Raw genomic sequence first — 19,986 nt, 5'->3', positions numbered from 1 at the left:
CCCAACAATGCGGGCCTGACCTACAGCGACCGGGTTGGCGTTACCGCCATTGCCGACGGTACCGATGCGGTATTGAAACGGGTCCGGGAGCAGCTGATGTTGGGGGCGACCCAGGTCAAGTTGATGGGTGGCGGTGGCGTGACTTCCATGTACGACCCCATTGATGCTACTCAATATACGCCGGCGGAAATGCGTGCTGCGGTGTTGGCGGCTGAAAATTGGGGCACCTACGTTGCGATTCATGCCTACACTTCACGGGCAGTGCAAATGGCCCTCGAGGCAGGGGTGAGAAGTATCGAGCACGGTCAGCTTGTGGACGAAGACACCGTTAAGATGATGGCTCAAAAAGAAGTATGGTGGAGCCTTCAGCCTTTTATCGACAATGAGCTTGCGAATCCAAAGACAGGACCGGCGCGCCTCAAGCAGATCATGGTGCAGCAGGGCACCGATCGGGCTTTCGAACTGGCAAAAAAATACCAGGTACAAGTGGCCTTCGGTACGGATATGCTCGGCACGGGCGACTTCGCACCGAAACAGAATGCACTGCTGGTTTCCATGGAGCGCTGGTATAGCCCCGGCGAAGTGCTGCAGATAGCGACGGGTAACAATGGACGTCTCATTGCTATGGCTGGCCCCCGCTATCCGTTACCTGGTCCTGTAGGCGTGGTAGAGGAAGGCGCGGTTGCCGACCTGCTGCTGGTGGAGGGTGACCCTACTGCGGACCTGTCGCTGATCGGCGACCCGGAAAACAACTTCCGGGTCATCATGAAGAACGGAGTGATCTACAAGAACACCCTGTAACCTCAGGCACTGCGACTGACGGCGACCTGATCCGGCGTGGCCGTATCCAGAGCCACTGTGCGCACAGTGTGCAGCTTCTCAAGCTGGCTTTGCAGCATGGCGACAGGCCTGGTGCCCTGCAAGGTGAGGGTAATGTCCAGCATTTCCCCGGTGTTTTCCATGGCCATTTTTGCGATCCGGAAGCCGCGAATCCGCACCACCTGACACAGCCGTTCCAGCGCCGCTGCCTCGTCGACCATACGGCAGCTGAGCGTATAGCCGGGGCTGGCCGGTGGCTGACCGTGTAATTCTGCGTGGGACTGCGTCTGAGATTGAGGGCTCATGCTACCTGTTCCTTGTGAGTTTTCTGTCTGCGTTGGCTTTCGTCAATCATGTCGGTATTGCTGGCGCCGGGTTTAACGATGGGCCAGACGTTCTCTTCCCGGGCAATGGCCACATGCAGCAGCATCGGGCCCTTGTAGGCCAGCAGAGTCTCGATGCCCCGGCGGATCTGATCGGTGCGTTCGATGTGCAGACCGTGGATGCCGAAGGCCCGGGCCATGGTGACGAAGTCCGGGTTGTCGTCCAGATTGATCTGGCTTTCCCGGTTGTCGTAGAACAACTCCTGCTGCTGGCGGACCATGCCCAGACATTGATTGTCCAGAATGATCAGCTTGACCGGCAGGTTGTAGCGCCGGATGGTGGCCAGCTCCTGGGCGTTCATCATGAAGGAGCCGTCCCCGGTGACATTGATCACGGTGCTGCTGCGATCGGCAAACTGGGCACCGATGGCAGCTGGCAAGCCGAAGCCCATGGTGCCGAGGCCGCCACTGGTCAGATGATGGCGCGGACTGGCGAACTGATAGTGCTGCGCCACCCACATCTGGTGCTGGCCAACGTCACAGGCGATGACGGTGTCGTCCGGCGTAATGCGGGACAGCTGCCGGATAAAGGCCGGGCCGATGATGGGGGCGTAGGGATCTTCATTGTCCGCTGCGTGAAAGCCGCCGGTGGTGTGCCAGGTGCGACACTGGGTCTGCCAGTCGCTGATGGCCAACGGTTGCGCTCGCAGGGCCTCCGCGAATGCCCTCAGAATGTCCTTCAGATCACCACGCAACGTGACTTCCGCCTGTCGCGACTTGTTGAACTCGGCAGCGTCCGCATCCACGTGAATCAGCCGGGCATTGGGCGCGAAGCCGCTGAGGTTGCCGGTGGCCCGGTCGTCCAGCCGGGCACCAATGACCAGCAGCAGATCGCAATCATCCACCGCCCGGTTGGCGGCCAGAGAACCGTGCATACCCAGCATGCCCAGATCGTACTGCGAATGTTTGCCGGCATTACCCAGGCCTTTGAGGGTAGCCACGGCGGGCAGGCCTGAGGTTTCTGCGAACACCCGGAAGGCGTCTTCCGCATGGGCCAGAGACACGCCGCCACCGCTGTAGATCAGGGGTTTGCTGGCGGCACGAAGCATGGCCAGGGCGCTGCTGATATCAACGTCTGCGAATGGCACGCCGGACGGCACGGTGACCGGCGCAGTGGCCACTTCGGTCAACAGGATGTCCTTGGGGATGTCGATCCAGACCGGCCCGGGCCGGCCATTGGCGGCCAGCTCAAAGGCTTCCTCCATGATGGCCGGCAGGGTGTCGGCATCGTCCACCAGATAGCTGTGCTTGACGATACCCAGGGTCATGCCCAGCACATCCGTTTCCTGAAAGGCATCGGTGCCGATGAGACCGGAAGGAACCTGGCCTGTGATAACCAGCATCGGCACCGAGTCCCGGTGGGCATTGGCAACGCCGGTAATCAGGTTGGTGGCACCGGGGCCGGAGGTGGCAATGCAGACCCCGGTCTTGCCGCTGGCCCGGGCGTAGCCATCGGCGGCCAGGGCGCAGCCCTGTTCATGCCGGCACAGCACGTGTTCCACACCCACCGCATCGACCAGGGCATCGTACAGCGGCATGATGCAGCCGCCGGGGTATCCGAAAACCGTATCAATCTGGTGGCGTTGAAATGCCTCGAGTATGTGCTGTGCGCCGTTCATCAGGTTTGCCTTCTTCTCTTTTTCCAGTGCAAAAAAAAGCCCCCGGACCTTTCGGTGCCGGGGGCTTTTGGTGTTTTCGGTTTGTCAGTCAGTTAACCGTCTGTCCACGCAAAGGCCCCCGGATGGTACCACGACCACCAGGACTAGCTTTACGATGACTGCAACGGCGTTAAAGTTCATGATTCAGGTTTTGCTCGGGTCTGACTGACTGAAATAAATAGATGGCTGAAATGTACCCCGGGATTTATGAGCAGCGCAACCCCTGATTACTGACGACGCCCGATTTCGATGATTCCCAGTCCTTATGGAATCCACTAGAATCCGCCGGATTGGTCCATCCGGACCATCGTGACTGCTATGCTCTTACCTTACTTTTCACACCTCAAAAGGATACCCACCGTGAGTCGCAAACTGATTTCCAGCGGTTCTGAATTCGAGTCAAAGATTGGTTATTCCCGTGCTGTAGTTGATGGCGATTACGTGTACGTGTCCGGCACCACCGGTTTCAACTACGACACCATGACCATCTCCGACAACGCGGTCGAGCAGGCAGAGCAGTGCTTCCGCAATATCGGCAAGGTACTGGAGCAGGCGGGCAGCAGCTTTGCAGACGTAGTGCGCGTTCACTACATTTACCCCGACCGGGCAGATTTCGAACCCTGCTGGCCGGTATTCCAGAAATACCTGGGCGAGTCCCGCCCGGCAGCCACCGTATTCGTGGCAGGTCTGCTGGACGATGCCATGAAGCTGGAAATTGAAGTGACCGCTCGGGTCAAACGCTGAATATTCACCGGGTATGACACTCATTGAATGGGGGATGCTGCTGGGCATCGGCGGGCTGGCTGGGTTTATCAACGTGCTGTCCGCCGGTGGCTCGATGCTGACACTGCCGCTGCTGATATTCATGGGGCTGTCACCCCAGGTAGCCAACGGTACCAACCGGGTAGCCATTACCCTGCAAAGCCTGGCGGCGGTTGGCAGTTTTATGCAGGCCGGACAGCGTCATCTGGCTGTCAGTCTGCGGCTGTCGTTGCCAGCGGTGACCGGTGCCTTGGTGGGAGCCTGGCTGGCAACCTGGGTTTCCCGGGAGATGTTTGAGTGGGTGCTGATTGTCTCGATGATTGGCGCCTCGGCTTTCATGCTGCTGCCACAACCCGCTCTCGAAACCCGCCCGTTGACGGCAGACCGCCTTACTCTGCCGGCGTACGCCGGCATGTTTTTGATCGGTATCTACGGTGGTTTCATCCAGGTGGGTGTCGGCGCCCTGTTCATCGTGGTGCTCTACCGCATGCTCAAGATCGATCTGCCCCAAGTGAATGTCATCAAGGTGCTGGTCATCCTCATCTACACCCTGCCGGCCCTGGGAATTTTCGCCGCCAATGGACAGGTGCTCTGGGGTATCGGACTGATATTGGCGGCAGGGCATATCGCCGGCGCCATGCTGGCGGTGCGGGTGAATATGGGGCCGCAGGGTGCGCTCTGGATCAAGTGGTTAACTCTGGCGATGGTGGTGGCGATATTGGTGAAGCTGGTGTGGTTTTAGGTTGCATGAATATAAGTCTGTACGACATGTCGTGATGCGCCCTATCCGCCGAATTATTGTCCGAGCGGCGATTGTGCTGCCTTCCCTGCTAGTCATAATTCTAACCTCCCGAGTTCGTGTCAAACTAAGTGTACGCAAAATTATGCTGGTGGTTGGGCAGTTGGTGTAGGAATTGGGACTGCTTACACTGCAGTTGGCGGGCCAGCAGGGCTGGCCTACGCTGCGGGATCTATTGGTCTAGCGGGTGGTCTAGCGGGAGGCACTACAGCGTATGCTGCCTGCATGAAAGCCTGTGAAGACAATAATAATTGTTCTGCACCATAGTAAGAAGGTTGGATGATGGAAACTGACAAAGAAATTGTTATTCTGAAGATAAAAATAATATTGCTAGCTTTTGTGTTTAATCCTAGAGCAATAGTTTCAGGGCTAGCTTTATATGGAATTTTTTTAGAAACAAATCCTTTTGATTTTATTTCCTTCCATGATTATTCGAACCCCTTTTTCCTAGTGGTTGGTGTAGTGCTATTATTTACAAATTTGTATTTTATTATGAGATTTGAAAAGCAAAAAAAATTGCTGGAAGAGGCTAAAAAGAAGAGTTAATACTTACGAAAAATGCAAGATAAGGTCCCCGCAATTCGGGGACCTTATCTTTAGCCCGGATTTCTCATAGTGGATAATAGAAAGCGGCGGAAACCTTCCGCTTCCAGTACCAGGCCCGCTTCTGGAGATGCCGATACTGGCCTGATCCGGTTTGGGTATCGGGATTACGACCCCAGTGCGCTGGACGGCCCGGGGTGGTGCCTTTATTAACGAAACGCCGAAAGAAAATCTGGATCGAATGACGGAGTTCATGAACCGTGCGCAGAGCGATCTGACCCGGACGCTGGATCTTGAGGGAAGCGCGCTTTGGGCATACTGCCTTCGTATCCGTATTGCGAAGGCTGGCGGCAACTACCCGGAGGCTCTCCGCGCACTGGAACAGGCAACAGCGCGCTATCCTCTGACCTACCTGGGGCGAAAGTACTACCTGGAATCGCTGGATCCCAAGTGGGGAGGAACGTTGCTTTCGATGACCAGCTTTGCCAACTCTGCACAGCAACACGTCGGTAGTAACCCCAGGCTCCAGCAACTGGTTTCCTACGCCCATTACGAAGCTGGACGGATGGCGTATATCAGGAAGGAGTATTCGCAAGCCCTCGAGTATCTCTCTATTGCGATTGATAAGGGCACGCAACCGAGAGCTTATTTTGTAAGAGGTCAAACTCATGCTCGGCTGGGCGATCACGAAAAAGCGCTGACTGATTTCAATGCCGTTATTAATCGCGGCAGCGAAGACGGTGATTACTACTATTGGCGAGCGAGGTCTTTCGCAGGCCTCAAGCGTTTTAATGAAGCCCTCATGGATATCCAGCGAGCCCATGCGCTCAAGCCTGACGATGAGTGTATAAACAACCTTCGGGTAAGGTTAATGGGCTATGTCCGGACGCCTGACATTGCATCCGCAGATGAAGGTTCGAGCGGCTCAGAAGATGCGGAATCACTGTTCAGGCAGGCCAGAAAATTGATTGAGGATAATCAACCAGAACAGGCAAAGGCGATTCTGGATCGTGCAATTGATTTGAAGCCGGATGAGTTTCGGTACTATCAGCTGATTGACCATGCGCTGTTCAAGCAGGGGAAACTCATGGATATTCTGGGGTATTGGGAAAGGTACCTCTCCATCAAGCCCAACGATCACCGTGCCTACCTTGAGCGTGCAGGCACCTACTACCATCTGCAGGACTTCGATGCGGCCAAACTTGATGCGGCAAAGGCTGTAGACTTAGGCAGTGAGAAAGCTAAAGCCTTATACGATCGCCTGCAGCAAGTGCCCAGGGGTTAGTGTGTCCAGCGGCGTCTTCAGGCCGTTTCGCTACCCCAGGCAGCGGCCACCAAAGGAAGCACCCAATGGCAACCATCAATAACAATGGCGTGGTCATCTACTACGAAGTCCTCGGCGAAGGCGAACCCGTTGTGCTTCTGCATGGGTTCACCGCCAGTAGCGCACAGTGGCAATACACCGGTATTGCCGGCGAACTGGCGAAAGACTACCAGGTGATACTTGTGGACCTCCGCGGCCACGGTAAAAGCGACAAACCCCATGGTTCGGAAGCCTATTCCCTGGAACACCGTCTGTCGGATATCAATGCCGTGCTGGACGACCTGCACCTGGATCGGGCCCATCTTCTGGGTTATTCCATGGGCGGATGGCTGGCCTTCGGGATGGCGGCTCAGTACCCGGAGCGGGTGTCTTCTTTGATAGCCGGCGGGGCTCATCCATTTGATGAGTCAGCAGAGCCGTTTCGCCACGTTTCCGGCGGAGATCCGCAAGCCTTCATTGAAGCGCTGGAGGCATTTATCGGTGAAACCATCGTGGATGCCGCCAAGCCCGTGGTACTTCAGAATGACCTGGTCGCACTGGTTGCCGCAGCGGTCGATCGCCATGACCAGTCTGCTGCGCTGGACGGGATGACCATTCCCATGTTCCTGTTTATCGGCGAGCACGACCAGCGTCTGGTCGCCGCGACAAGAGCGGCAGAACATCTTGGTGCCGAACTCCTTGTGCTCCCCCGTGTTGGGCATGCCATGACGCTGTTCGGTGGCCCGGAGCTGATTGGTGCGATACAGAGATTTCTGGGTAAAGTTACTTGATACTGGTCAGGTCTGCGGTAAAGGTTTGCTGTAGCTTCCTTTGAAGCGACCGAGCGTTGAAATATAAACCCGTACGACATGATGTGATGCCGTTTGTTTTTTGGTCATAGTGGAGGATGTATATTGCCAGGGATCTATGGACGACCGCAGCGAAAGGAGTTTCGCATATGCCTTCTATCATCACTGTCACGCGAAAGTGGCAGACCGAAAGCTCGACGATCAGTGAGTTTTTTGTTCCTGGCGCCAAAGAAAACGAATTGCAGCGTGGCTTCTTTCTGGAAAGGCCCGGGCCAGACACTACTGAGTCCGGTCTTCGTCTCAGAATTCCGGAAGGCATCTATCAGCTTCAGTGGCAGAACCGAACCACGCTGCCAGGTGTAAGGCCGCACCTGCCGGTCCCCTGGATAGTCAGCAACAAGGTACCGGCGAACCGCTGGATCTATATTCATAATGGCAATTATCCGAATCAGACCGATGGGTGTCTTTTGATTGGTGAAACCCACGCTGAGGATTTTGTGGGTAGAAGTGTCAGTGCACTGCGCGCGTTCAAGCGCTATCTGGACAGGGTCGGGATCGCATCTGTGCGTTTGAATATCACCTCTGACTATCAGTAAAACGATGCGATGGAGACTTGGATGAAGCAACTTTTGATCGGTCGGGGATGGAGCAGGATGATCACATTCCCTGTGCTGCTTTCGTGGTTACTTGTCGCATCTGCAGATCAGGCAACCAACCAGGCGCAACTGCAAGTCAGCGTCCCCGATCAGAGCGGTCTGAGTTACAGCCGAAAGTCGGAAAACCCGAACTTTCTGGTGTTCGAGGGCGAGGTTGAACTCAAGGGAGTGCTGCTCGCCTATTGGGAGCTGCTGTATCTGGAAGATGATATCGAATCTTTGGCTGACAGCGAACCTGAGCGGTTATTGATGTTCCGGTTCTATCCAGCACCTAATGATGTTGGTCGTTTACCCAGTCTGTCATTCCGTGGCGCTGCAGATGTGGCGCCGCCTGAACGTATCTTTATTTATAAATCCCGGTCGGAGAACAGGTATTTTGACGATCTCGATACCACTTACTCACGCTCTGATGACGAGGCTGAAACGTTGCTTCAGGTTTTCAGAGATTTGCCCCCCGGGTTCCTCAAAGATCGTGAGGGTAAAGCAATTCAGCCGGTGTCGGTGACGATGTCAGGGCTTGTTGCGTTGATCGAAGCCGGCCATCTCTTTACCTATGGACAGCTGCAGTCTGTCGCTCCCCTGTCGATGTCCGAGTTTGGCATGTCCGTTGTCCCGGATGCGCAGCCTGATCACTACCTTGGACAGCCATGGGTTTACCGGTTATGGACGCAGGAGGAGACGAAGCTCCGAGGCGAGCCGGATGGGGAGGTACTTGCTGAAATTCCTGCAGGCGCGACGTCACTCAGTCGTCTTTCAGCTGTGGAGGATGGTTGGGTGAAAGTGCAGTATCTTGACCCTGAGACCGGTACAGAGTTTATCGGGTACATCGATGCCCGCAGTGTACTTCCAGTGAACTGAACTACCCAGTCCCAGCCTGCCGCGTTAGTATTAAAACCTCATGTTCCGCATTATTCCCGACCTTTCGCCGCAAGGAGGCGCTCGTGACATTCACCGTTGTTCCTGAAATCCTGGAAGGCCGCCATGTGCGACTTGAACCGCTGGCGGAGCATCATATTGATGGTCTGTGGATGGCAGGGCAGATGGCAGAAGACTGGGCTTATTTGCCCCGGTCCTGCTTCACAAGCCGTGACGATGTATCGGATTGGGTGCAGCAGGCGTTCGATTTTCGGGAGAAGGGGATCCATTACAGCTATGTGCTGATTCACCCGGACACCGGCGAGGTGATGGGCAGTACCCGCTATCTGAATATTCGTCTCCGGGATCATGGTCTGGAAATTGGCTACACCTGGGTGGCCAGGCCCTGGCAACGGACGGCGGTGAATACCGAAGCCAAATTCCTGCTGTTGCAGCACGCCTTTGAATCCCTGGGTGCCTATCGGGTTGAGCTGAAAACCGACGCCCGCAACCTGCGTTCCCAGAAAGCTATCGAGCGCATTGGGGGCGTCAGGGAGGGGGTCTTCCGCAGGCATATGGTGACCCAGGGCGGGTTCGTGCGGGATTCCGTGTACTACAGTATTACCGACCAGGAATGGCCGGCCGTCAGTGAACGGCTGCGGGGAATGCTGGACCGGCCTCCGGAGGGCAGGGCATGACGACAGCGAAGGCGATGAAGATCGGAATTCTGATTTTCGATGGTGTTTAGGAGCTGGAAAGGAAGATTGAATCTCCCGTTTCAGCCCTTCACACCATCCAGAAACGGACTCAGCCAGGGCTTGTGCTGGTCGATTTCGGCTCGGGAGAGGCCGTTGAGTTCGTAGGGGAATACCAGCCAGTCAGTGGTCTGGTGCAGGCAGTAGTCCGGCTTGCACTCGGTGCGGTTGGCACCGGTGCGCTGGTACAGGGTGGCAACCCGGGTATCCTGGGGCATGTTGCGCTTGAGCTGATAGCGCAGACGGCGCAGCACGGCTTCAATGCTGTGGCCGCTGCCGAACACGTCGTCCACAATCAGCAGGCGGTCGTCCTGGTTCAGGTTGTCCAGCAGGTAATGAGTGCCGTGTACCCGGATTTTAGCGTCCGGTGCGGCCACCATGGCGTCGTAGTCGTGCATGCCTTTGTAGGAGGTGCGCAGGGCAATGTGATCGGTTTCCACTCCCAGGGTTTGCAGACATTCCTGCACGTAGATGCCGATGCTGCTGCCGCCCCGCCAGAGTCCCACAATAAAATTGGGCCGGAAGCCGCTTTCGTAAACCATAACCCCCAGCCGAAAGGCGTCCTGAATCAGTTCGTTCTCATCGAGGAAGCGTTTGGGACGTTCGGCCGGTGGCGTGTGGGAATTGGGGTTCATCGCTTGCCAGAGTGCTCCTGGTGATGGGAATATGACGGCTAACCTCACAAGCTAATCGTCTTATGGCCAATAAACAATACCTGAGTGCCCAGGGCCTGCTGGAAGATGCCTTTCAGCTGGGAGCGGACATCCTCGAATCCGGCTTTCGCCCCACCTTCATGATTGCGGTCTGGCGCGGTGGCGCACCTGTGGGCATTGCCGTGCAGGAGTTTCTTGATTACCACGGAGTGCACACCGACCACATCGCCATCCGCACCTCGTCCTACCACGGCATCGACCAGCAAAGCCGGGAAGTGCGGGTGCATGGTCTGAACTATCTGGTGAAACACATCACCCACGACGACGGCCTGCTGATTGTGGACGACGTATTCGATACCGGTCGTTCGGTGCAGGCTATTATAAACGAGCTGAAGCAACGGGCCCGGCTCAATACGCCGCACGATATCCGGGTGGCTGTGCCCTATTACAAGCCCAATCGCAACGAGGTTGGCTGGGATCCCCACTACTACGTCCACAAGACCGATGCCTGGCTCAAGTACCCCCACTCCCTGGAAGGGCTGACGCCGGAAGAAATTCGTGCCAACCGGCCGGAGCTCTACGAGATCCTTGCCCCGCACCTGCCGCAAGGCTCGTCCTGACCCACAGATGACCGGTTCCATGAGCATTACCCCGTTTCAGGCCCTGGCCTGTCCCCTCGACGGTGACCCGTTGACCCAGGAGGGTAGCTGCTGGCGCTGCCCTGCCGGCCACAGTTTTGATGTGGCCCGTCAGGGTTATGTGCACCTGCTGCCGGTACAGAAAAAGAAAACCCTGGACCCCGGCGACAGCAAGGTGATGGTGGCGGCCCGGCAGCGCTTTCTGAATGCCGGCTTCTACCAGCCCATTGCGGCAGCGGTGAATCGCACCGTGCTGGCGGATGCGCCCGAACATGCGCCGTTGAGTTGCCTGGATGCCGGCGCCGGGGAGGGCTATTACCTGCGGCAGCTGGCCGCTGAGCCGGGCCTGACCCAGCCATTGGAGCTGATAGGCCTGGATATCTCGAAATGGGCGGTGCTGGCAGCGGCGAAGCAGGATCGGCGGGTGGCCTGGGTGGTGGGCACCAATGCCAACCTGCCGATACAGACGGCGTCCCTGGACCGTATTCTGTGCCTGTTCGGCTTCCCGGTATACGGGGAGTTCGCCCGGGTGCTCAGGCACGGCGGTCAGCTGATCCAGGTGGATGCCGGTGCCGATCATTTACGGCAGCTGCGGGAGATTATCTACCCCACGCTCAAGGAGCCGGGAACCGGTGATCGGGAATTACCGCCGGGGTTTGAGCTGGCGGGTACGGAGCCCCTTCGCTATGAGCTAGTCTTGTCGACCCAGGATCAGATTACTGACCTGCTGGCCATGACGCCGCATCTATACCGGGCCAAGGCTGAGGGACTTGAGAAGGCGCAGGCTCTGGATTCATTGACGGTTACGGTGGATGTGGTGGTGCGGCGGTTTGTTAGGTTAGGTCCTTTCCCGTAACGACGTCCTGCCCGATCGCGGCTATGCTTGTGGTTTGTTTCTCCCGCCAGGAATGTCGTTGTGATTGAAGCGTTTTTCAGTACCTATTTCAGCAGTACCGTCCGGTTCATTTTTCTGCTGGCGCCATTTTTTGTGGTGACCATGTTCCTGGCGCTGACGAGGGGGCAGTCCACCACTGAAAAGCAATCGGTGATCCGTCGTTCCATTATTGCCGCATTGATCCTGGGTCTGGTGCTGTTCTTAGCCGGGCCGGTGTTGTTTGCCGCCATTGGCATTACCCTGAACTCCTTCCGCATCGGTGCCGGCTGTCTGCTGTTCCTGACCGCCATCAGCCTGGTCACCAGCGGTACCCGCAACCACGCCACCAGTCTGCCGGACGAAGATCGCGACGACATCGCGGTGGTACCGCTGGCGATCCCGGTGATGATCGGGCCTGCAACCATTGGTGCCATTCTGGTGTACGGCGCGGAGCTCAAGGCATTGCCGGAAGTGGTGGGTGGTTTGCTGGGGCTGGTGTCCAGTCTGGCGGTATTGGCGCTGTTGCTGCTGGCCTCCGGACCACTGGAAAAGCTGCTGGGTCGCACCGGGCTGAACATCATGTCGAAAATCAGCGGCCTGATTCTGGCGGCCATGGCCGCCGAAATCGTGCTCACCGGTATTGCCGGGTTTATTGCCAGTACCGGTATGGCCTGAAGTCGAGGGCTTAAAGCCCCCGCGCCCACTCGGGCCTCAGCCGGGCCCGCTCCGGAGTATCTATGGCGGTGCGGACCTGAGCCAGCATGGCTTCCTTGTCGGCGCCCAGTGTGCCTTTGAGTACCAGGTAATTGGAGGCGTGATCACTGCGGAACACGGTGTTGTCCAGCTCCAGGGTGCTCAGCAACTGCTCCACTTCCCGGAACAACGCGGGCTGATCCAGGGGTTCGAAATCCGGGAACTGCTCCTTGTAGCGCTCCATGCCCTGGGGAAAGCTGACCACCAGAGTGGACAGGAATTCCGGTTGGGTTTCGTTCATCAGCAGGGCCGAGTTACGGGCGTGCTGCTCACTCAGGCTTTTGCCGCCAAGGCCATTGAGAATCATCACCGAACGCTTGATGCCGGCTTCACCGGCTTTCAGCAGGGCGTCTTTGGTGGATTCGTAAGTCTCGCCCTTGTTAACCCGCTTCAGTACCTCATCATCGCCGGACTCGGCACCCACATACAGCATGTCCAGACCGGCATCCCTGAGCTCTTTCATCTCACTGACGGATTTGCGCTTGAGGTTGCGGGGCAGGCAGTAGGAGGTTACCCGCTCTACATCCGGCAGGTGTTCACGGATCGCCCCGAGGATGGTCAGTAACCGGCCGGTCGGCAGGATCATGGCATCGCCATCCGCCAGGAAAATCCGCTGCACGATCATTCGCTCGCCGCATTTGCGGATCTCTTCCAGTACTTCCTTTTCATCCCTGGCCCGGAATTTTTTCTGGGGCGCGGTGTACATCTCACAGAAGGTGCACTTGTTCCACGAACAGCCATTGGTGACCGGCAGGATCAGGGAGTGGGCCTCACTGGGGGGCCGGAACACCGGTTCGATGTAGTTGATAGGGAAGCTGTGCATAACGGAAAACTCCGGACGTTGCGGAAACGGAGTACAGCTTAACCAATTGGGGGCGGAAGCTGAATGGTTGCTGCTGGTCGTTCATGAGCAGGCGCTGATCATCGTGGTGTCTGATCCGGTATGCCTGGGCCGATAATGGTCGGATATAACATTAAAAATATAAAAATATGTATGGTTGTCACATTGCTGGAGGCTTGCCAGGAAATCAGAATGGCTCCCGGTTTCGACTGGCAGCGTTTGCCGGCCTGGCCCTCACAACAACACTAAAGGCTCTGTCACCAAAGCGGTCTGCGGATCGGCCCGGTGTGAAGTGCTCCAGACACATGATGTTGACCATGAAAAACCATAAAACAACACGATCAGTGATGCCGGTGCGGACGACTCAGGATATCGAGGCGCTCGAGCAGTTCAGCTACGACGAGCTGGTGCCCGCCAACAACGTGCATGAGTTGTTTGCTGCAACGGCTGGTCTGCACGGTGATCGTCCTGCGCTCACTGTTCTGGATTCGGTGGCCCCGGATGAACCGACCCGAACTCTGACCCACCGCGAGCTGTTTTCCGAAATCAATCGTGCAGCCAATCTGTTGACTCATCTGGGTGCTGGCCGCACCAGCGTCATCGCAATCCTGTCACGAACCTACGCCGACATGCCGGTTGCGCTCTGGGCAGCCCAGACCACCGGGGTTGCCAGTTGCCTGAACTATCTTCTTTCGACCGACGTGATCGTCTCGCTGGTTGCCACGGAACAGGCCGAATTCCTGCTGTGTCCCTCGCCGGAGCTGGATGACGAGCTTTGGCAGAAGGCGCTGACGATTGCGGATGCGGTGAGTTCGATCCGCAAGGTGATCGTGCTGGGGCCGGTACCCGAGGGCCTGGATCCAAAGCGTTTCGTCAGCTTCAGCGACGGATGTGCAGTTCAGCCAGCGGATGCCCTGATTGCCGGCCAGCCGGCTTGCCGGGACGACATTGCTGCGTTGTTCCACACTGGTGGCACCACCGGGCTGCCCAAGCTGGTGCCCCAGAGCCAGCTCAATCAGATTCACGGTGCCTGGAGTCTCGCGCAACTGCTGGATCTCAGTGAGCAGGATTGCGCGCTGAATGGCTTTCCCCTGTTTCACGTGGGAGGCACTTCCACCGTCGGATTGTCGGTGCTGGCAGCCGGTGGTCATGTGGTGATGCTGACGCCCTCGGGTTTTCGCAACAAGGCTGTTGTCAGCGACATCTGGCGGTTGGCGGAGCGGTTTCGCGCTACCTATCTGGCCGGCGTACCCACGGCCATTGGCTCCATGAGTGAAGTGGAGATCGGGGGTTCCGATATTTCATCCCTGCGTTATGTCCTCACCGGCGGCGCCTCCCTGACCCGTGCCATCGCGGAGCGCTTTGTCAACCGTACCGGCCTGACGCTGATTGAGCAGTACGGCATGACCGAAACGGTGGCATCCATCGCCAGCACTCCGGTGAACGGAATGATCGTGCGGGGCAGTGTTGGCTTACGGGCACCGTTTTCGATCCTGCGGATTCTGCAGGAGGACGGCCAGGGCGGATGGCAGGATTGTGCCCCTGGTGAACCGGGCATGGTAGCCATCAAGGGACCTCAAGTGGTCGCCGGTTACCTGGATCCGGCCCATACCCGTGCCAGTTTCACACCCGAAGGATTCCTGATCACCGGTGATGTGGGCTACCTGGACGACCAGCAATACCTGCATCTGACCGGGCGTGAAAAGGACCTGATCATCCGCAGCGGCCACAACATCGACCCGGCTGCCATTGAGGAGGTTGCCAATGGCCACCCGGATGTCCTGCTGAGCGCAGCGGTGGGCATGCCCGACGCCTATTCCGGGGAAGTTCCGGTGCTCTATGTGTCGGTGTCCTCGAAGCAGCGTTTCGACGAATCCGGTTTCCGGAAATTCCTGGAGGCGCGGATCCATGAGCCGCCTGCGCGACCCCGTTTTATTTATGTCGTTGATGAAATTCCGGTGACCGCCGTGGGCAAGCTGTTCAAGCCGGCGTTACGGAACAACGCCATTGCAAAGAAATTACAGATGGAGGCCGAGACCCTGCTGGGCAAGGTGGACTGCATCGGCATTGAACGCGATCAGTCGAAGGATGGACGTTACGCCATTTCATTTAAAGAAACGGTGAGTGAAGAGGAAAGAGAAAGCGTCAGAAGGGCTCTGTCGGGGTTACCTGTTGACGTTATTTTTAATTGATTCCATGCGTTAAACCAACAAAACAAGAACTTGGAGAAGTCGTTATGCTGAAAACCAGAATTAAATCCGTCATCGGCCTTGGGTTGGGCCTGGTTCTGAGTGCTACCGCCATGGTGGCACCGGCTCACGCCGAACAGGAAGTGATCAAGTGGCGTTTGCAGGCACACCTTCCGGTGGGCAGCGGTTCCTGGCAGGACAGTGTGGTCGCCGTCAAAGACAAGTTGTATGAGCGCACCAACGGGCGGCTGCAGATCGAACTGCACTCCGCAGATTCGTTGTTCGGAGCTACGGAAATCTTTCCGGCGGTTCGTCGTGGCGTTATCGAGATGGGATACACTTCACCCGCCTACCTGATGAGCTACATTCCCACCGCGGGCCTGGCGTTTGCGTTGCCGGGGGCCTTTGAAGACGTCTGGGAAGCGCTCTATTTCTGGAAGCATCTCGGCTTTGAAGAGCTGGTGATGGAGGAGGCGGCTGCCGAGGGCATCCACTACTACACCGATAAGCTGTATCCCACCGAAATGGTGCTGAAGCGCCCGGTAGAGTCCATGGAGGAGTTCAGTGGTCTGCGGATTCGTGGCGCCGGCCTGTTGCAGAAGTTCCTGTCGGAAGTCGGTGCGTCAGCTACCTATATTCCCGGCCCGGAAATTTACCATGCGGTATCCACCGGCGTTGTTGATGGTGCTCACTGGGGCGCGTCGCAGGAGGCAAATTCCCTGAGCCTTTACGAAGTTGCGAAATACCACGTGCGCCCGTCACTGGGCATCGGTGGAGTTGAAGCTTTCATTATCAATGACAAGGCGATGTCTGATCTGCCGGAAGACATTCAGCAGGTGGTCAAGAGCACCCTGGTTGAGCACTTCTGGGCCCGCACCAACCAGTATCAGTATCAGGAAAAGGAAATGCTGAACCGGCTGGCCGAGGAAGAGGGTGTTCAGGTGATCACTCTGCCGGAGGAAGTCCAGGAACGGATGTGGGAAGTCGGGCGTGAACTTCGCGAAGTCGAAGCCCAAAAGAGCCCGAGCGCTGCAGAAGCCGTTCGCCGCCTTGAAGCCTACCTTGAGGCTCTGGGTCGGGGTGCCTGACAGATTCTGCATTGATGCATGAAGTAGTGTCTGGCTCAGGTCAGACACCTCCTCCCGGGGACGGACCCCCGATCTGGATCGTCAATCGAATGTATCGTCCTCCACTGATCTCATGATCCTATCCGGCCCCGGTGACTGGGCCCCGGAGCAAGCTATGGGTTTTATTCTGTCGTTGTCTCGTTTCATTACGAGACTGAACTCGCTGTTAGGCGTCTGGATTCTGAGTTATCTGGTCGTCGCGATGCTTGTTTTACTGCTGTTTGAAATTATCTCGCGGTATGCGTTTTCGGCGCCCACCGTATGGGCGTCGGAGCTGACCCAGCTGTTATTTGGTGCCTATATCATTCTGTCAGGTGGCTTCCTGCTGGTACGCAACGGGCACATCAATGTCGATATTCTCTATAACCGCTTTGCCGTGCGGAAAAAGGCCTTGCTGAATATTGTCACCTCATTTCTGTTCTTCGCCTTCATGGCGGTCATGCTCAAGGAGGGCTGGGCCATGGCTGAGGACTCGTTCAGCATGCGTGAAACCTCTTATTCAGCCTGGAATCCTGCCATCTGGCCGCTGAAGCTGGCGATTCCGCTGGGGATCATGCTGTTGCTGCTGCAGGGAATTGTGCGCCTTATGGGCGATGTCTGTGTGCTGCTGGGAAGGCCCGAGCTTGCCCGACAAATGGTCGCCGGCAATGAAGGGACGGTTGTGGAATTTGTTGCAGAACCTGCTGACGTCAGGGAGAAGAACGATGTCGCCTGAACTTCTTACCGCACTTTTCTTCGGCTCACTACTGCTGTTCGTTGCCCTGGGGGTGTCGCTCTCTTTTGTACTGGGCGGCGTTTCCGCCATCTTTCTGTATTTCACCTGGGGCGCTGATGGCTTTTTTATGGTCAGCAGCCGGGTCTGGACCACCATGAACAGCTTTACCCTGATTTCGATACCGTTGTTCGTGTTCATGGCGTTGATTCTTGAGCGAACCGGTCTTGCCCAGTCCCTGTATCGGATGATGTACCTGTGGATGGGTGGTCTGCGGGGTGGCCTGGCAATCGGCACCGTGGCCATCTGTACGGTTTTCGCCGCCATGGTAGGCATCAGCGGTGCGGCCGTGGTGGCCATGGGTGCTGTGGCTTTGCCGGCCATGCTGGCGCGGGGTTATGACAAGAAAATGGCGCTGGGCTGCATCAATGCCGGTGGTGGTCTTGGTATTCTGATTCCGCCGAGCGTGGTCATGATTATCTATTCCCTGAACACCGGAGTGTCCGTGGGAAGCCTCTTTGCGGCCGGTATTTTGCCTGGCATCCTGCTGGCAACGCTGGTGGGCCTGTACATCGGGATCCGCTGTTTCCTGCAACCGGAACTGGGCCCGGCGCTGTCAAAGGACGAGCGTGCCTCCTGGGGTGAAAAGCTGGCCTCGGTGAAAGCGGTGATCCTGCCCATCATGATTGTGGTGATGGTACTTGGCTCCATCCTGTCGGGCATTGCTACGCCCACTGAGGCAGCTGCCATCGGGGCGCTGGGCGCGCTGATCTGTGCGGTGGCCCATCGTTCGTTCAGCCGCAAGATGATCCATGAAGCAGCGGTCAAGACGCTGGTGATTTCCGCGATGATCATGTGGATCTTCATTGGCGCCCATGTGTTCTCCACCGCCTACAACGCCATGGGCGCCCAGCAACTGATTGCGAGCCTGATGCAGCATATTCCGGGGGGCGCTGTCGGGGCGCTGATCGTCATGCTGGGTATCGTCTTTATCATGGGCATGTTTCTCGATCCCATCGGAATCATGCTGATTACCCTGCCCATTTTCATGCCGGTAGTGAATCAGTTCGGCTTCGACCCGATCTGGTTCGGCATCCTGTTCATTATCATGATGGAGGTGGGCTACATGACGCCGCCTTTCGGATTCAATCTGTTCTATCTGAAAGGCGTGGTGCCGCCTGGGGTAACCATGGGCGACATCTACCGCTCGGTGGTGCCTTACGTGCTGGTGATTTTCCTGGGCATGTTGCTGATCGGTCTGATACCGGGCATAGCGCTCTACCTGCCGGGTATTCTGGTGTAGGCGGCCGCAAGACAGCAGGCGTCCCCGAGAAGCCTGAGAAGTGCTTCGTTATCTTCTGTGGGTTTGCGTCAGAGTGGAGGCTCTGGCGCTTTTTTTTGCACTCCCGGAAACAGCTGCTGCTGAATGTTTATGCGCCTTCAGGTGCTGGCGTTCCTGAGGTTGAATAGCTGCAGAGCCAGATGGATTTCCAGGGAACGGTTATTCAGCTGCCAGGGTCCCAGCAGTTGGGTGATTGCCTCCAGCCGGTTATGGACGGTGTTGACATGCAGTCTGAGCTTTCGGGCTGTTGCCCGGGCGTTCTGCTGCTGATTCAGAAACGTCAGCAGGGTTCTGCTGAGCTCGGTCTTGCGATCACGATCCGAGACGATAAGTTCACCAATCGTTGCGGTGATGAAGGCGTCTATGTCTACAGTGCTGCTGGTGTTGAATATCGGCGCGTAGATCGCGTACTCGTGGTAGAAAAAGATCGAATTGCGACGACCGAGCTGCTCCGCGATGTGCAGTGCCTGGGTTGCCAGGCGGTACTCTCTGGGCAGGTCTGCTGAATGTCGGATGACGTTGGACAGCGCGATCAGCCCGGACCAGTTGGCCTCGATTGCCACGTGTTCCCGCAAGAACTGCCTTGCGTTGAAAGCATCCTCTTCGTTCATCAGCACGGTGATGTGATCGTTCAGGTCTGTGGCAACGCCGATCATAAGCTTCAGCCGATTACTGATTCGCTTGAGGAAAAAATGCCGTTTCGAAGGTTCGATGGCGAGTACGGCCAGTACCATGGGCGCACTGGTGTCAATGCCGATCTGCAGCGCCTGGGTACGGGTTGCCTGACGTGTCGCTTCAACTGGAGCCAGCAAATCGGAAACAGTCGTTTTGATGTCCTGCAGATTACTGACCGTCTTTTTTTCTTCCAGCAGGTTCAGCACCGCGATAGCGGTGGAGGCCCGTTCAAAAATGCGGGTCTTGTGACCGGGGAGCTTTGTTTCGGTACGAATCAACAGTGATCCGAGGTGGTCGTTGCCACTCGAAACAGCCATCACAACCAGTGAATACTCGTCCTGCTCAAGCAGAACGGAGCGGCCAGTGAAGCGGCTGCGATCGATCGCGACGCTGGCTTTTTCACGGAAACTGCCGTTGATGGCTATGGTCTCGAAGAAAGACAGTGCGCCAGTCGGGTAAGCCGAAATAACGGAACCGGCCGGATCAAAGAAGGCCAGGTCGCCACTTAACAGGTCCGAAATCAACTTGATCATGTCGTGCTGAGTGCTGCCCTTGGCCAGTTGTCGGGTCAGCTTCTCGTGAGCGTCAGTGGCGTACTCAAGCACCGCCACTTTGTCTTCCAGCTCCCGGTTGGCCTGTTCTGCCGACCTGAGGGCCTGCTGCTCCTGCTCGAAGGTTCTGGCGTTGCGGATGGCAACTGACGCGTGGGCCGACAGGGTGGTGAGAACCGAAATTTCCCAGGGCTGGTAGAGGCGTTTGTAGCGATCGGCAACTATCAGCACCCCGATGACCTCCGAATCGGACAGGATCGGCACAGATACCACGGACTGTATGCCTTCC

21 protein-coding genes are annotated in these 19,986 nt (G+C 57.0%); 16 read left to right on the top strand and 5 right to left on the bottom strand.

What is annotated here, in order from left to right; translation table 11 throughout:
* On the top strand, positions 1-801 hold an 801-nt coding region (locus tag AAC035_RS06020; protein WP_339801261.1), incomplete at its 5' end, for an amidohydrolase family protein.
* Between the two features lie 2 nt (positions 802-803).
* Here the strand turns inward: AAC035_RS06020 and AAC035_RS06015 are convergent.
* Positions 804-1,124: an ACT domain-containing protein gene (locus AAC035_RS06015; RefSeq protein ID WP_339801259.1), complete on the bottom strand. Its 321-nt coding sequence runs from the start codon at positions 1,122-1,124 to the stop codon at positions 804-806.
* Positions 1,121-2,821 carry an acetolactate synthase 2 catalytic subunit gene (ilvG, locus tag AAC035_RS06010; protein WP_339801256.1) on the bottom strand — a complete coding sequence of 567 codons (1,701 nt, stop codon included), beginning with the start codon at positions 2,819-2,821 and terminating at the stop codon, positions 1,121-1,123. Before ilvG ends, AAC035_RS06015 begins: the two co-directional genes overlap by 4 nt.
* Before the next feature lie 399 nt (positions 2,822-3,220).
* On the opposite strand from ilvG, the gene AAC035_RS06005 reads away from it, so the two are divergent.
* The 8 genes from AAC035_RS06005 to AAC035_RS05970 all read left to right on the top strand — a co-directional run bounded on the left by AAC035_RS06005 (position 3,221) and on the right by AAC035_RS05970 (position 9,285).
* Positions 3,221-3,604, top strand: coding sequence for a RidA family protein (locus AAC035_RS06005; RefSeq protein WP_339801252.1), 384 nt, complete (start codon positions 3,221-3,223; stop codon positions 3,602-3,604).
* 13 nt (positions 3,605-3,617) lie between these two features.
* Complete coding sequence (locus tag AAC035_RS06000) at positions 3,618-4,364, top strand: sulfite exporter TauE/SafE family protein (protein WP_339801249.1); 747 nt, start codon at positions 3,618-3,620, stop codon at positions 4,362-4,364.
* Positions 4,365-4,700: 336 nt separating this feature from the next.
* A complete protein-coding gene (locus tag AAC035_RS05995) occupies positions 4,701-4,967 on the top strand; it encodes a hypothetical protein (protein WP_339801247.1) in 267 nt (88 codons plus the stop codon).
* A gap of 175 nt (positions 4,968-5,142) precedes the next feature.
* The gene (locus AAC035_RS05990) at positions 5,143-6,249 is read left to right on the top strand and encodes a tetratricopeptide repeat protein (RefSeq protein WP_339801245.1); all 1,107 of its coding nucleotides are present in this window, start codon (positions 5,143-5,145) and stop codon (positions 6,247-6,249) included.
* A 65-nt stretch (positions 6,250-6,314) separates the two neighbouring features.
* A complete protein-coding gene (locus AAC035_RS05985; RefSeq protein ID WP_339801242.1) occupies positions 6,315-7,058 on the top strand; it encodes an alpha/beta fold hydrolase in 744 nt (247 codons plus the stop codon).
* A 167-nt stretch (positions 7,059-7,225) separates the two neighbouring features.
* The gene (locus AAC035_RS05980) at positions 7,226-7,672 is read left to right on the top strand and encodes a DUF5675 family protein (protein WP_339801240.1); all 447 of its coding nucleotides are present in this window, start codon (positions 7,226-7,228) and stop codon (positions 7,670-7,672) included.
* A 21-nt stretch (positions 7,673-7,693) separates the two neighbouring features.
* Positions 7,694-8,590, top strand: coding sequence for a hypothetical protein (locus AAC035_RS05975; RefSeq protein ID WP_339801237.1), 897 nt, complete (start codon positions 7,694-7,696; stop codon positions 8,588-8,590).
* Between the two features lie 83 nt (positions 8,591-8,673).
* Positions 8,674-9,285, top strand: coding sequence for a GNAT family protein (locus tag AAC035_RS05970; RefSeq protein ID WP_339801234.1), 612 nt, complete (start codon positions 8,674-8,676; stop codon positions 9,283-9,285).
* Positions 9,286-9,365: 80 nt separating this feature from the next.
* Here the strand turns inward: AAC035_RS05970 and AAC035_RS05965 are convergent, their stop codons facing one another.
* Positions 9,366-9,977, bottom strand: coding sequence for a hypoxanthine phosphoribosyltransferase (locus tag AAC035_RS05965; protein ID WP_339801232.1), 612 nt, complete (start codon positions 9,975-9,977; stop codon positions 9,366-9,368).
* A gap of 62 nt (positions 9,978-10,039) precedes the next feature.
* On the opposite strand from AAC035_RS05965, the gene AAC035_RS05960 reads away from it, so the two are divergent.
* From AAC035_RS05960 to AAC035_RS05950, 3 genes are read left to right on the top strand one after another with little or no spacing between them, the layout of a single operon-like run.
* Entirely contained in the window at positions 10,040-10,615 is a 576-nt protein-coding gene (locus AAC035_RS05960) for a phosphoribosyltransferase family protein (protein ID WP_339801230.1), read from the top strand.
* A gap of 19 nt (positions 10,616-10,634) precedes the next feature.
* Entirely contained in the window at positions 10,635-11,489 is an 855-nt protein-coding gene (locus AAC035_RS05955) for a putative RNA methyltransferase (RefSeq protein ID WP_339801227.1), read from the top strand.
* A gap of 60 nt (positions 11,490-11,549) precedes the next feature.
* On the top strand, positions 11,550-12,182 hold the full coding sequence (locus tag AAC035_RS05950) for a MarC family protein (protein WP_339801225.1): 633 nt from the start codon (positions 11,550-11,552) through the stop codon (positions 12,180-12,182).
* 10 nt (positions 12,183-12,192) lie between these two features.
* Here the strand turns inward: AAC035_RS05950 and AAC035_RS05945 are convergent, their stop codons facing one another.
* On the bottom strand, positions 12,193-13,083 hold the full coding sequence (locus AAC035_RS05945) for a radical SAM protein (protein WP_339801222.1): 891 nt from the start codon (positions 13,081-13,083) through the stop codon (positions 12,193-12,195).
* 335 nt (positions 13,084-13,418) lie between these two features.
* On the opposite strand from AAC035_RS05945, the gene AAC035_RS05940 reads away from it, so the two are divergent.
* The 4 genes from AAC035_RS05940 to AAC035_RS05925 all read left to right on the top strand — a co-directional run bounded on the left by AAC035_RS05940 (position 13,419) and on the right by AAC035_RS05925 (position 18,432).
* Positions 13,419-15,293, top strand: coding sequence for an AMP-binding protein (locus AAC035_RS05940; RefSeq protein ID WP_339801219.1), 1,875 nt, complete (start codon positions 13,419-13,421; stop codon positions 15,291-15,293).
* A gap of 44 nt (positions 15,294-15,337) precedes the next feature.
* Positions 15,338-16,378, top strand: a complete 1,041-nt coding sequence (dctP, locus tag AAC035_RS05935) for a TRAP transporter substrate-binding protein DctP (protein ID WP_339801217.1) — start codon at positions 15,338-15,340, stop codon at positions 16,376-16,378.
* Positions 16,379-16,532: 154 nt separating this feature from the next.
* Positions 16,533-17,132: a TRAP transporter small permease subunit gene (locus AAC035_RS05930; RefSeq protein WP_339801214.1), complete on the top strand. Its 600-nt coding sequence runs from the start codon at positions 16,533-16,535 to the stop codon at positions 17,130-17,132.
* Positions 17,122-18,432, top strand: a complete 1,311-nt coding sequence (locus AAC035_RS05925; RefSeq protein ID WP_339801211.1) for a TRAP transporter large permease subunit — start codon at positions 17,122-17,124, stop codon at positions 18,430-18,432. The genes AAC035_RS05930 and AAC035_RS05925 overlap by 11 nt, the downstream gene beginning before the upstream one ends.
* Positions 18,433-18,569: 137 nt before the next feature.
* Here the strand turns inward: AAC035_RS05925 and AAC035_RS05920 are convergent.
* The coding region (locus AAC035_RS05920; RefSeq protein WP_339801209.1) for a helix-turn-helix domain-containing protein at positions 18,570-19,986 on the bottom strand (1,417 nt) is incomplete at its 5' end.

This window comes from uncultured Marinobacter sp. (assembly GCF_963974375.1).
Taxonomy (GTDB): Bacteria; Pseudomonadota; Gammaproteobacteria; order Pseudomonadales; family Oleiphilaceae; genus Marinobacter.
This window is presented reverse-complemented; position numbering and strand designations above follow the sequence as displayed.

Coding starts and splice junctions, on each gene's coding strand:
- AAC035_RS06015 (WP_339801259.1), bottom strand. CDS start 1,124: ATGAGCCCTCAATCTCAGACGCAGTCCCACGCAGAATTACACGGTCAG.
- ilvG (WP_339801256.1), bottom strand. CDS start 2,821: ATGAACGGCGCACAGCACATACTCGAGGCATTTCAACGCCACCAGATT.
- AAC035_RS06000 (WP_339801249.1), top strand. CDS start 3,618: ATGACACTCATTGAATGGGGGATGCTGCTGGGCATCGGCGGGCTGGCT.
- AAC035_RS05995 (WP_339801247.1), top strand. CDS start 4,701: ATGATGGAAACTGACAAAGAAATTGTTATTCTGAAGATAAAAATAATA.
- AAC035_RS05985 (WP_339801242.1), top strand. CDS start 6,315: ATGGCAACCATCAATAACAATGGCGTGGTCATCTACTACGAAGTCCTC.
- AAC035_RS05980 (WP_339801240.1), top strand. CDS start 7,226: ATGCCTTCTATCATCACTGTCACGCGAAAGTGGCAGACCGAAAGCTCG.
- AAC035_RS05975 (WP_339801237.1), top strand. CDS start 7,694: ATGAAGCAACTTTTGATCGGTCGGGGATGGAGCAGGATGATCACATTC.
- AAC035_RS05965 (WP_339801232.1), bottom strand. CDS start 9,977: ATGAACCCCAATTCCCACACGCCACCGGCCGAACGTCCCAAACGCTTC.
- AAC035_RS05960 (WP_339801230.1), top strand. CDS start 10,040: ATGGCCAATAAACAATACCTGAGTGCCCAGGGCCTGCTGGAAGATGCC.
- AAC035_RS05955 (WP_339801227.1), top strand. CDS start 10,635: ATGAGCATTACCCCGTTTCAGGCCCTGGCCTGTCCCCTCGACGGTGAC.
- AAC035_RS05945 (WP_339801222.1), bottom strand. CDS start 13,083: ATGCACAGCTTCCCTATCAACTACATCGAACCGGTGTTCCGGCCCCCC.
- AAC035_RS05940 (WP_339801219.1), top strand. CDS start 13,419: ATGAAAAACCATAAAACAACACGATCAGTGATGCCGGTGCGGACGACT.
- dctP (WP_339801217.1), top strand. CDS start 15,338: ATGCTGAAAACCAGAATTAAATCCGTCATCGGCCTTGGGTTGGGCCTG.
- AAC035_RS05930 (WP_339801214.1), top strand. CDS start 16,533: ATGGGTTTTATTCTGTCGTTGTCTCGTTTCATTACGAGACTGAACTCG.
- AAC035_RS05925 (WP_339801211.1), top strand. CDS start 17,122: ATGTCGCCTGAACTTCTTACCGCACTTTTCTTCGGCTCACTACTGCTG.